Genomic DNA, 10,169 nt, shown 5'->3' with positions numbered 1-10,169 from the left:
GTACCGATCAGGACTTCAAGGTCGCCGACCTCTCCCTCGCGCCGTTCGGCCGCAAGGAGATGGACATCGCCGAGCACGAGATGCCGGGCCTGATGTCCATCCGCCGTGAGTTCGCCGCCGCGCAGCCGCTCAAGGGCGCGCGGATCACCGGCTCGCTGCACATGACGATCCAGACCGCCGTGCTGATCGAGACGCTGCAGGCCCTGGGCGCCCAGGTGCGGTGGGCATCGTGCAACATCTTCTCCACGCAGGACCACGCCGCGGCCGCCATCGCCGCATCGGGCACGCCGGTGTTCGCGATCAAGGGCGAGTCGCTCGAAGACTACTGGGACTACACGCACCGCATCTTCGACTTCGGCGCCAAGGGCAGCGACGGTGAAGGCCCGAACATGATCCTGGACGACGGTGGCGACGCCACGCTGCTGATGCACCTGGGCAAGCGCTGCGAGACCGACCTGTCGCTGATCGACACGCACTCCAGCGAAGAAGAGCGCATCCTCTACGCCGCCATCCGCGCCAAGCTCAAGGAAGACCCGACCTGGTACAGCCGCAAGGCCGCCCAGATCGTGGGCGTGACGGAAGAGACCACCACCGGCGTGCACCGCCTGATCGACATGGCCAACAAGGGCCTGCTCAAGTTCCGGGCGATCAACGTCAACGACTCGGTCACCAAGAGCAAGTTCGACAACCTGTACGGTTGCCGCGAGTCGCTGGTGGACGGCATCAAGCGCGCCACCGACGTGATGATCGCCGGCAAGGTGGCCGTGGTGGCCGGTTACGGCGACGTGGGCAAGGGCTCGGCCCAGGCCCTGCGCGCGCTGTCGGCCCAGGTCTGGGTGACCGAGATCGACCCCATCAACGCCCTGCAGGCGGCGATGGAAGGCTACCGCATCGTCACGATGGACTACGCCGCCGACAAGGCCGACATCTTCGTCACCACCACCGGCAACAAAGACGTCATTACCTTCGCCCACATGGCCAAGATGAAGGACCAGGCGATCGTCTGCAACTTCGGCCACTTCGACAACGAGATCGACGTCGCGTCGCTCGAGAAGAACTGCCAGTGGGAAGAGATCAAGCCGCAGGTCGACCACGTGATCTTCCCGGACGGCAAGCGCATCATCCTGCTGGCCAAGGGGCGGCTGGTCAACCTGGGCTGCGGCACCGGCCACCCCAGCTACGTGATGTCGTCGTCGTTCGCCAACCAGACGCTGGCGCAGATCGAGCTGTTCACCAAGCAGGACGAATACGAAGTGGGCCAGGTCTACGTGCTGCCCAAGCACCTGGACGAGAAGGTCGCCCGCCTGCAGCTGTCCAAGCTGGCCGCCGAACTGACCGTGCTGACGGACGCCCAGGCCGCGTATATCGGCGTGGACAAGAACGGCCCGTACAAGCCGGACACGTACCGGTATTGAGCCCCGGCACCATGCGTGCCGACCAGCTCCTGGTCGAGCGCGGCCTTGCCGCGACCCGTTCGCAAGCCCAGCGCCTGATCGCGGCCGGCGTGCAGTGGTTCGACGGCGCCGCCTGGAAGCCCGTTGCCAAGAATGGCGACGAGCTGCCGCTGGCTGCGCGGTTGCAATTGCTGGACAGCGCCGAGTCGCGCTATGTCTCGCGCGGCGGGCTCAAGCTCGAGGGTGCCTTGAAGGCGGCGGCGCTGGACGTCACTGGCTGGACCTGCCTGGACGTGGGCCAGTCCACCGGCGGCTTCACCGATTGCCTGCTGCAGCATGGTGCGGCGCGGGTGGTCGGCGTCGACGTCGGCCACGGCCAGCTGCACCCGAAGCTGCGCGCCGATGCGCGAGTCCAGGCGATCGAGAAGCTGAACGCGCGGGAGTTGAGCGCGCGGCAGGTCGGTGACGACTTTGCGCTGGTGACCGGCGACCTGTCGTTCATCTCGCTGACGCTGGTGCTGCCGGCGCTGGCGCCATTGCTGGCGCCCGGCGGCCAGCTGCTGATGCTGGCCAAGCCGCAGTTCGAGCTGCAGCCGGGCCAGGTCGGCAAGGGCGGGGTCGTGCGCGACGCCTCCCTCTACACGCAGGTCCAGCAGCGGCTGCGGGCCTGCTGCGCGGCAGCCGGGCTGCAGGTGGCGGGCTGGTACGACAGCCCCATCCACGGCGGCGACGGCAACCGTGAATTCTTCATCCATGCCCAGGCGGCCAGGAGCCCTTGATGCTTCCCATCAGCCTCGAATTCTTTCCTCCCAAGACGCCCGAAGGCAGCGCCAAGCTGCGCGCGGTGCGCCAGCAGCTGTACGCGCTGCGGCCGGAGTTTTGTTCCGTCACCTACGGCGCGGGCGGCTCCACCCAGGACGGCACCTTCCGCGCCGTCAGCGAGATCCTCGCCGAGGGCGTGCGGGCGGCCTCGCATTTTTCCTGCGTCGGTGCCACCCGCGCCAAGGTGCGCGAGGAACTGGGCATGCTCCAGTCCCTGGGCGCCAGGCAGCTGGTCGCCCTGCGCGGCGACCTGCCCAGCGGCTACGGCATGGGCGGCGAGTTCCACTATGCCAGCGACCTGGTGGAGTTCATCCGCGCCGAAACCGGCGATACGTTCCGGATCGAGGTGGCCTGCTACCCCGAGGTGCATCCGCAGGCGCGTTCGCCAGAGACCGACATGCAGGCTTTCGCCGCCAAGGTCCGCGCCGGGGCCGACTCGGCGATCACCCAGTACTTCTTCAACGCCGACGCCTACTTCCGCTTCGTCGACGAGGCCCGCAAGCTGGGGCTGGACGTGCCGGTGGTGCCGGGCGTCATGCCAATCACCAACGCCTCCCAGCTGCTGCGCTTTTCGGACGGCTGCGGCGCCGAAGTGCCGCGCTGGATCCGGCTGCGGCTGCAAGGCTTTGGCGATGACGCGGCGGCGATCAAGGAGTTCGGCGCCGACGTCGTGGCTCGGCTGTGTGAGCGTTTACAAGCCGGTGGAGCGCCCGCCATACACTTCTACACGATGAACCAGGCCGCTCCGGTGCTCGAGATCTGCCGCCGGACAGGGTGGTCCGGCTGAGCGCGGGCCAGCGCCCGTGGCCGTCGCTGCTTGCCGGCATGCTGCTGGCCGGGGCCATGCAAGTCGCCTGGGCCAGCCCGGCTGCGGACCCGCCGGAAGCGATCGATGAACCTGTCCCCTTGGTGCAGCTGCTGGCGGCCGCCGCGGCGGCCGCCGCCGCGGCGGACCACCATGGCGAGGCCTCCTGGTACGGCCCGGGCTTCCACGGCCGGCGCACCGCCAGTGGCGAGCGCTTCGACAAGCAGGCGCTGACCGCGGCCCACCGCAGCCTGCCGTTCGGCACCCGCGTGCGGGTGGAAGACACCCAAACCGGCCGCACGGTCGAGGTCCGCATCAACGACCGCGGCCCGCACGTGCATCGCAGCCGCATCATCGACCTGAGCGAGGCGGCCGGCCAGATCCTGGGCCTTGGCCGCAAGATCGGTATCGCCAACGTGCGGCTGACGATCCTGGCGCGCGAGCCGCACTGAGGCCACCTGTCATCGCGGGCTCGACCCGGGGGCCAGCGCCCGACTCCACCGCCGATGGATTGCGGCTGGAGGCCGCAACGACACAGGTGCGATCAGCCGCCGGACTCGACCGCCTGCGATTGCCCGCGACCGCGCCCGAGCGCCTCCACCAGCTGCGGCAGCGCTGCCTGCAATGCCGGCTTGAGCGTGTGCGGCGGGTTCACCAGGAACACGCCGCTGGCCGTCAGGCCGGGCCGTACCGGCTTTTCACCCGGCGTCACCACCTTGGTCCGCTCCGGCGACTGGCCGATGTTCAGCGTCGCGTGCAACCACGGCTTGCCGGCCTGGTTGGCCAGCGTCTTCAGGCGCCGCGGCAGGCTGTGGGCTTCGGGGCGCGGGATGACCGGGTACCAGACCATGTAAGTGCCGGTGGGGAAGCGCTTGAGGGACTCCTCGATGCAGTCGGTGACCCGCCCGTAGTCGTCCTTCATCTCGTAGCTTGGATCGATCAGCACCAGCGCGCGCCGCGCCGGTGGCGGCAGCAGCTTGCGCAGTGCCTCGAAGCCGTCTTCGCGGGCGATCGTCACCTGGCGGCCGGCGTCCAGCTGCTCCACGTGGGTCACCAGCGACTTGCTGTCCGTGGGATGCAGCTCGAACAGCCACAGCTTGTCGCGCGCCTCCTTGCGCAGCAGCGACTGGGCGACGAACGGGGAGCCGGGATAGATCTTGTTCTTGCCCGACGGGTTGAAGCCGGCCAGCAGCTGCAGGTAGTCGGCGATCAGCGGCGCGGCGGCGGGATCCTTGGCCAGCGGGCTGGCTCGCAGCTTGGTGATGCCGTCGACGGCCTCGCCGGAGGTTCCGGCGAAATCGCTGTCGAGGCGGTACAGGCCGGCGCCGGCATGGGTATCGACCACCGTCAGGGCGGTCGGCTTGGCCGTGAGGTGCTTGAGGACGGCGATCAGCACCATGTGCTTGAGGACGTCGGCGTGGTTGCCGGCATGGAAGCCGTGACGATAGCTGAACATAGGGGGCGATGGTAGCTGGGGTCCGCGTGCGGACCGCCAGCCTACGCCGATCCGAAGGCCGCTGGTGGCCGAAAGCGCGCCAAAACGCCGTCCCGCTATAATGGCGGGTTCCGTAGCGCACCTTGGGCCCCGCGACGGAATCATCAGGAACGCACTGCGCAAGCGGCTTCGTGCCCGTGACCAGCCACCTAAGAGATCCCCGCCAGAGGGACGCCGACCGTGGAAAAGGGCCCGCCAAACCAGGAAACCTCATGTCTTCGACTTATACCGTCAGCGCCAAACCGGCTGACGTGAAGCACGAGTGGTTTGTGATTGACGCCACCGATATGGTGCTCGGACGGGTAGCCAGCGAAGCTGCCCTCCGTCTGCGCGGCAAACACAAGGCCATTTACACGCCTCACGTCGATACCGGCGACTTCATCGTCGTCGTCAACGCCTCCAAGCTCCGGGTCACCGGCGCGAAAGAGACCGACAAGATCTATTACCGCCACACCGGCTACCCGGGCGGCATCCGCCAGCAGACCTTCAGGGAAATGCAGGCCAAGCACCCCGGCCGCGCGCTCGAGAAGGCCGTCAAGGGCATGCTGCCCAAGGGCCCGCTGGGCTACGCCATGATCAAGAAGCTGAAGGTGTACGGCGGCGCCGAGCACCCGCATACCGCGCAGCAACCGAAGCCGCTGGAAATTCCTGGAGCGTCCAAATGATTGGTGAGTGGAACAACGGCACCGGCCGGCGCAAGAGCAGCGTCGCCCGCGTGTTCATGAAGAAGGGCACCGGCAAGATCACGATCAACGATCGTGACATCGTCGAGTTCTTCGGCCGCCAGACGTCCATCATGATCTGCAAGCAGCCCCTGATGCTGACCGAGAACGGCGAGGCCTTCGACATCATGTGCAACGTGCACGGTGGTGGCGAATCCGGCCAGGCCGGCGCGGTCCGCCACGGCATCACGCGCGCGCTGATCGACTACGACGCGACCCTCAAGCCGGCTCTGTCGGCTGCCGGTTTCGTCACCCGCGACGCCCGCGAAGTGGAACGCAAGAAGGTCGGCCTGCACGGCGCCCGCCGTCGCAAGCAGTTCTCCAAGCGCTAAAGGGATTCACTCGCAAATCGCTGGAGCGGTTTGCGAGTGGCCTGGTCAGTGTGCAAAAGCCCGGCATCGCCGGGCTTTTGCACATGTGGGACGCGGCGGCGTGTTGCGCCGCTCCGGTCGAACGCCCCGGACGCGCCGATGAGCTAGGATGGCTGCTCAGCCACGAGCTTCTGTCCGACACACAGCCGCACAAGTTCGTCCTTGCAGCGGGTTTGTCGTTTAGGCAGCATCGTCGACCATGCGTTTCAAATTGCTCAGGCGCCGACTGACGATCAGCTCCCCGCGGATGGCAATCCGCAGTTCGATGCCGTGGCCCCTGCGCTGGGCAGGCGTGGCCGTCTGGCTGGGCTTTTGCGCCGCCATGAGCTTGTGGGCCTTCGAGCTGGGCAGGGAGCTGGCCGACGTGGACGACAAGGCCAAGGAAGAACTGCTGCGGCTGCGCGCCGACAACGGCAAGCTGCAGTCCGATCGCGACCGCGTCCAGTCGATCCTGAACACCTCCGGCAGCGCCATCACCTCCGAACGGGCCGCCCAGGAGCGGCTGGCGGCGCAGATCCGCACGCTGCAAGCCGAGAACCGCACGCTGCGCCAGGACCTGGGCTTGTTCGAAAAGCTGATGCCGGCCCACGGCACCGAACAGGTGGCGATCCGCGGCCTGCAGGCCGAGGTGCTCTCGGGCACCCAGCTCAAGTGGCAGGTGCTGGTGATCCAGCCGCTCAAGAACGCACCCGAGTTCCGGGGCATGCTGGAAGTGAGCGTGTCCGGCACCTTGCGCGGCAAGCCCTGGATGATGCCGGTTCCCGGCGGCGCCCAGCCCCTGCAGTTTCGCCAGTACCGGCGGGTTGCGGGGATGGCCGACCTGCCGCCCGACGCCGTGGTACAAAACGTCTCGGCCCGGGTGCTGGAAGGCGCGGTCAGCCGCGCCGTGCAGAACGTCACCTTGTGATTCCTTCGCCACGTCATTTCGTTGAGGAGCATTCCCATGTTCGGTAAGAAGGCGCAGCCGCCCATCAAGAGCCTGATCGCGCAAGGCACGCGCATCGAAGGCAACGTCAAGTTCAGCGAGGGCCTGCGCGTCGACGGCGAAGCCATCGGCGACATCACGGCCAGCACCGAAGAAACCAGCCTGCTGGTGATCTCCGAGGCGGCGGTGGTCGAGGGCGGCGTCACCGCCGACCACGTGATCATCAACGGCACGGTGCGCGGCCCGGTCCACGCCCGCGAGTTGCTGGAGCTGCAGCCCAAGGCGAGGGTCGAGGGCGACGTTTCGTACGTGGCGCTTGAAATGCACCAGGGCGCCGTGATCTCCGGTCAGCTGCGCCCCTTGATGGTGCCCAGCGCTGCCGACGAGGAAAAGCCCTTACTCAAGTTGGCGGCAAAGAGCGCCTGAGGCGGTGTCGGCCCGCCGGTGGGCTACCATACGGCAAGCCCCTTTTTGAAAGAAGCCCATGAGTGCAGTCGCTGAGAACGTGTCCACCGAAATGCCCCTGCCGCTGCTGTTCACCGACAGCGCGGCGGCCAAGGTTGCCGACCTCATCGCCGAGGAGGGCAATCCCGACCTGAAGCTGCGCGTGTTCGTCCAGGGTGGCGGCTGCTCGGGCTTCCAGTACGGCTTCACCTTCGATGAGGTCACCAATGAAGACGACACGGTGATGACCAAGAACGGGGTCTCGCTGCTGATCGACGCGATGAGCTACCAGTACCTGGTCGGCGCCGAGATCGACTACAAGGAAGACCTGCAGGGTGCCCAGTTCGTGATCAAGAACCCGAACGCCACCACCACCTGCGGCTGCGGCTCGAGCTTCTCGGCCTGATCGCCGTCGCCCCGGCTCAGGCCGGGTAGATTCCCCCCAACACACGGGCGCCTCTGGCGCCCGTTGTGCTTGTGAGCGGCAGTTTTTCACGCAACACGGCTTTTCTCGCCAGCCAGGCGAAGGCGGCGGCTTCCACCTGCTGCGGTGGCAGGCCGTGGTCGGCGCTGGACGCCACCCGCGCATTGGGCAGCAAGGCCCGCAACCGGCCCATCAGTGCGCCGTTGAGGGCGCCGCCGCCGCAGACGATCAGGCTGGCCAGGTCCGGCTGGTGCCGCAGCACCTCGCCGGCGCAGGCGCGGGCGGTCAATTCGGTCAGCGTCGCCTGCACGTCGGCCGGCGCGGCGCCGGCGTGGCCCTGCAGCCTGGCGTCGAGCCAGGGCCGGTTGAACAGGTCGCGGCCGGTGCTCTTGGGCGGCGGCAAGGCGAAGTACGGCTGCGCCAGCAGCTCGTCCAGCAAGGCAGGGATGACGCTGCCGCAGGCGGCCCAGCGGCCGTCTTCGTCGTAGGCGGCCCCGGTGTGCTGGGCGCACCAGCCATCCATCAGGGCGTTGCCCGGTCCGCAGTCAAAGCCCAGCATGCCACCGCCCGGGCGCAGCAGCGTGAGGTTGGAGATGCCGCCGATGTTCAGCACGCCGGTCGTGCCGCCGCCCTGGCCGAACACCGCTTGATGGAAAAAAGGCGCGAGCGGCGCTCCCTGGCCGCCGGCGGCGACATCGCGGCTGCGAAAGTCCGCCACCACCTCGATGCCCGTCAGCTCGGCCAGCAGCGCCGGCTGGGCCAGCTGGATGGTGTAGCCGGTGCCGTCGAACTGCCCGGGCCGGTGCCGCACCGTCTGGCCGTGGGCGCCGATCGCCACCACGGCGCTCGCCCGCACCCCGGTCTCGGCCAGCAGGACATGCACCACGTCCGCATAGACGCGCATCAAGGCGTTGCCGGCCAGGCAGGCGCGGTGCAGCTCGTTTGGACCCGAGGCGTTGAGCGCCATCAGCTCGGCCCGCAAGGCATCCGGAAAGGGGGCACTGGCGTGGCGCAGCACCTGCACGCCAGCGGCAAAGCCGGCCAGCACGCCGTCGACACCATCCATGGAGGTGCCGGACATCAAGCCGATGTAGAGATCCTGGGCCATGCGGCGATCGTAGCGCCCGCACCATGCAAAAAGCCCGGTGGGGCCGGGCTTTTTGCTGGGGTGGCGCGCTTTAGCGGGCCGTTGCGACTGCGACCTGGGTGACCACGGCCGCCGCCGCGGCGAGCTGGCTGCGCAGGGCGCGCGACGCACGCTCGAAGTCGGGGCGGGCCGCCGCGGCCAGGACGACGCCCTGGCCAGCGCGGGCCCGGGCGACTTCCAGCGGGTCGCGGTGCACGCCGTTCTCGCGGAACTCGAAGTGCAGGTGCGGGCCGGTGGACCAGCCGGTGCTGCCGACGGCGCCGATGCGCTGGCCGCGCTCGACCGAGCCGCCCTGGCGCACGTCGATGCGGCTCAGGTGGGCGTACAGCGTGGTGTCGCCCTTGCCGTGGGCGATCTGGACCACGTTGCCGTAGCCACCCATCACGCCGGCGAATTCGACCTTGCCGTCAGCCACGGTGCGCACCGGGGTGCCGGTGGGCGCGCCGTAGTCCGTGCCTTTGTGGGCGCGCCAGGTGTTGTGGATCGGGTGCAGCCGCATCGAAAAGCCGCTGGTGACGCGGCTGAACTCCATCGGCGAGGCGAGAAAGGCGCGTTCCAGGGATTCGCCGCGGAAGTTGAAGTAACCGCCGCGCTTGCCCGGCTCCTGGAACCACATGGCTTCCAGGTTGCGGCCGTTGTTGACGAATTCGGCGGACACCACGCGGCCGGGGCGCAGCGGTTCGCCGTCGGCTTCCAGCGCTTCGTAGACCACCGAGATGCGGTCGCCCTTGCGCAGGCCGCGGTGGAAGTCGATGTCGCCGCCGAAGATCTCGGCCAGCTGCAGGGTGACCTGGTCGGGGATCCCGGCTTCGTCGGCGGTGGCGAACAGCGAGCTGCGCACGACGCCGCTGGCCACGCGCAGCGAAGGCACCAGAGGCACGTTCTCGATGCGGGCGGTGAACAGGCCGTTCTGGCGCTCGACCACCAGCCGCTTGAAGTTGCCGGAATCGTCGGCCACCCAGCGCGCCCGCAGGCTGATCAGGTTGCGGCCGTCGGTGGCTTCGGCGGAAACCGTGCGGCCTGCCACCAGCAGGGCGCGCACTTCGGTGTTCTGGCGCAGGAAGCCGGCGGCTTCGGGATCGTTGATGCCCAAGCGGCTCAGCAGGGCTTCGATGGTGTCGGTCTGGCGCACGCCAGCGCTGGTGAACACGCTGAAGGTATGGGCGTCCAGAGCCTCCGACTGCGCCTGCAGCGGCAGCGGCTCGACGAATTCCACCACCTGGCGCACCGGCAGGGCGGATGCATCGGGGCCAAGGGAAGCGACGGCGAAAGCTCCACCGCCGCCGCCCAGTAACAGGGCGGCGATCAGTGCGGTCACGTGCTTGGGATGGTGTTCCAGCGCGTGAGCGGCGCGGGAAGCCAGTTGCTCCCCGGCGGTCAACAGTCCATGCAACAAAATTCGAGTCCTTTTCCTACGCGTGTACGAAGAATCCTACACGGGGGCAGGGCGCTTCCGATAGCCCGTTGGCGCATGACGCCGACGAACGGAGAGCTGAAAACATGCCAACTAGAATCGGCTTCTGGCAAAACGAGCCGCGAGTATAGCCAGCCTCAACCGCTGCTTCCAACAAAAAGTCCTTATGAATCAAGACCTTGTTACAAAAAAGCTGCCGCTGAGCG

At 67.9% G+C, this 10,169-nt stretch carries 12 protein-coding genes; 9 read left to right on the top strand and 3 right to left on the bottom strand.

Translation table 11 applies throughout. The features are described 5' to 3' along the window. From ahcY to JWP65_RS16465, 4 genes are all read left to right on the top strand, one after another. The coding region (gene ahcY / locus JWP65_RS16480; protein WP_299765669.1) for an adenosylhomocysteinase at positions 1–1,415 on the top strand (1,415 nt) is incomplete at its 5' end. A gap of 11 nt (positions 1,416–1,426) precedes the next feature. Continuing rightward, positions 1,427–2,173 (top strand): TlyA family RNA methyltransferase, encoded by a 747-nt coding sequence (locus JWP65_RS16475; protein ID WP_299765667.1) that lies wholly within the window; start codon positions 1,427–1,429, stop codon positions 2,171–2,173. Then, positions 2,173–3,003: a methylenetetrahydrofolate reductase [NAD(P)H] gene (gene metF / locus JWP65_RS16470; RefSeq protein WP_299765665.1), complete on the top strand. Its 831-nt coding sequence runs from the start codon at positions 2,173–2,175 to the stop codon at positions 3,001–3,003. Before JWP65_RS16475 ends, metF begins: the two co-directional genes overlap by 1 nt. A 56-nt stretch (positions 3,004–3,059) precedes the next feature. Then, on the top strand, positions 3,060–3,473 hold the full coding sequence (locus tag JWP65_RS16465) for a septal ring lytic transglycosylase RlpA family protein (RefSeq protein WP_367280523.1): 414 nt from the start codon (positions 3,060–3,062) through the stop codon (positions 3,471–3,473). Positions 3,474–3,565: 92 nt separating this feature from the next. On the opposite strand, the gene JWP65_RS16460 is transcribed toward JWP65_RS16465, so the two are convergent. Continuing rightward, entirely contained in the window at positions 3,566–4,477 is a 912-nt protein-coding gene (locus JWP65_RS16460) for a 23S rRNA (adenine(2030)-N(6))-methyltransferase RlmJ (protein WP_299765663.1), read from the bottom strand. Between the two features lie 251 nt (positions 4,478–4,728). On the opposite strand from JWP65_RS16460, the gene rplM reads away from it, so the two are divergent. The 5 genes from rplM to erpA all read left to right on the top strand — a co-directional run bounded on the left by rplM (position 4,729) and on the right by erpA (position 7,384). After that, positions 4,729–5,181, top strand: coding sequence for a 50S ribosomal protein L13 (rplM, locus tag JWP65_RS16455; protein ID WP_299765661.1), 453 nt, complete (start codon positions 4,729–4,731; stop codon positions 5,179–5,181). Further along, a complete protein-coding gene (gene rpsI / locus JWP65_RS16450) occupies positions 5,178–5,570 on the top strand; it encodes a 30S ribosomal protein S9 (RefSeq protein ID WP_299765659.1) in 393 nt (130 codons plus the stop codon). Before rplM ends, rpsI begins: the two co-directional genes overlap by 4 nt. A 238-nt stretch (positions 5,571–5,808) precedes the next feature. Beyond that, positions 5,809–6,516 (top strand): DUF6776 family protein, encoded by a 708-nt coding sequence (locus tag JWP65_RS16445; protein ID WP_299765657.1) that lies wholly within the window; start codon positions 5,809–5,811, stop codon positions 6,514–6,516. A gap of 36 nt (positions 6,517–6,552) precedes the next feature. Continuing rightward, positions 6,553–6,960, top strand: coding sequence for a polymer-forming cytoskeletal protein (locus JWP65_RS16440; protein WP_299765655.1), 408 nt, complete (start codon positions 6,553–6,555; stop codon positions 6,958–6,960). Between the two features lie 58 nt (positions 6,961–7,018). After that, complete coding sequence (gene erpA / locus JWP65_RS16435) at positions 7,019–7,384, top strand: iron-sulfur cluster insertion protein ErpA (protein ID WP_299765653.1); 366 nt, start codon at positions 7,019–7,021, stop codon at positions 7,382–7,384. A 16-nt stretch (positions 7,385–7,400) separates the two neighbouring features. On the opposite strand, the gene JWP65_RS16430 is transcribed toward erpA, so the two are convergent. Both JWP65_RS16430 and JWP65_RS16425 read right to left on the bottom strand, forming a co-directional pair. After that, the gene (locus JWP65_RS16430; protein WP_299765651.1) at positions 7,401–8,510 is read right to left on the bottom strand and encodes an anhydro-N-acetylmuramic acid kinase; all 1,110 of its coding nucleotides are present in this window, start codon (positions 8,508–8,510) and stop codon (positions 7,401–7,403) included. A gap of 70 nt (positions 8,511–8,580) precedes the next feature. Then, entirely contained in the window at positions 8,581–9,867 is a 1,287-nt protein-coding gene (locus JWP65_RS16425; RefSeq protein WP_367280522.1) for a peptidoglycan DD-metalloendopeptidase family protein, read from the bottom strand. Positions 9,868–10,169 lie beyond the last annotated feature (302 nt).

Origin of the sequence: Ramlibacter sp., assembly GCF_028292805.1 — a bacterium.
Lineage (GTDB): Bacteria > Pseudomonadota > Gammaproteobacteria > Burkholderiales > Burkholderiaceae_C > Ramlibacter.
The sequence above is the reverse complement of the archived record's forward strand: the minus strand, read 5'-3'. Positions and strand labels throughout refer to the sequence as shown.

What these genes read in the sequence shown, in the direction of transcription:
- JWP65_RS16440 (WP_299765655.1), top strand. Translation starts at nt 6,553, where the DNA reads ATGTTCGGTAAGAAGGCGCAGCCGCCCATCAAGAGCCTGATCGCGCAA.
- metF (WP_299765665.1), top strand. Translation starts at nt 2,173, where the DNA reads ATGCTTCCCATCAGCCTCGAATTCTTTCCTCCCAAGACGCCCGAAGGC.
- erpA (WP_299765653.1), top strand. Translation starts at nt 7,019, where the DNA reads ATGAGTGCAGTCGCTGAGAACGTGTCCACCGAAATGCCCCTGCCGCTG.
- rpsI (WP_299765659.1), top strand. Translation starts at nt 5,178, where the DNA reads ATGATTGGTGAGTGGAACAACGGCACCGGCCGGCGCAAGAGCAGCGTC.
- JWP65_RS16445 (WP_299765657.1), top strand. Translation starts at nt 5,809, where the DNA reads ATGCGTTTCAAATTGCTCAGGCGCCGACTGACGATCAGCTCCCCGCGG.
- JWP65_RS16460 (WP_299765663.1), bottom strand. Translation starts at nt 4,477, where the DNA reads ATGTTCAGCTATCGTCACGGCTTCCATGCCGGCAACCACGCCGACGTC.
- JWP65_RS16475 (WP_299765667.1), top strand. Translation starts at nt 1,427, where the DNA reads ATGCGTGCCGACCAGCTCCTGGTCGAGCGCGGCCTTGCCGCGACCCGT.
- JWP65_RS16430 (WP_299765651.1), bottom strand. Translation starts at nt 8,510, where the DNA reads ATGGCCCAGGATCTCTACATCGGCTTGATGTCCGGCACCTCCATGGAT.
- rplM (WP_299765661.1), top strand. Translation starts at nt 4,729, where the DNA reads ATGTCTTCGACTTATACCGTCAGCGCCAAACCGGCTGACGTGAAGCAC.
- JWP65_RS16465 (WP_367280523.1), top strand. Translation starts at nt 3,060, where the DNA reads ATGCAAGTCGCCTGGGCCAGCCCGGCTGCGGACCCGCCGGAAGCGATC.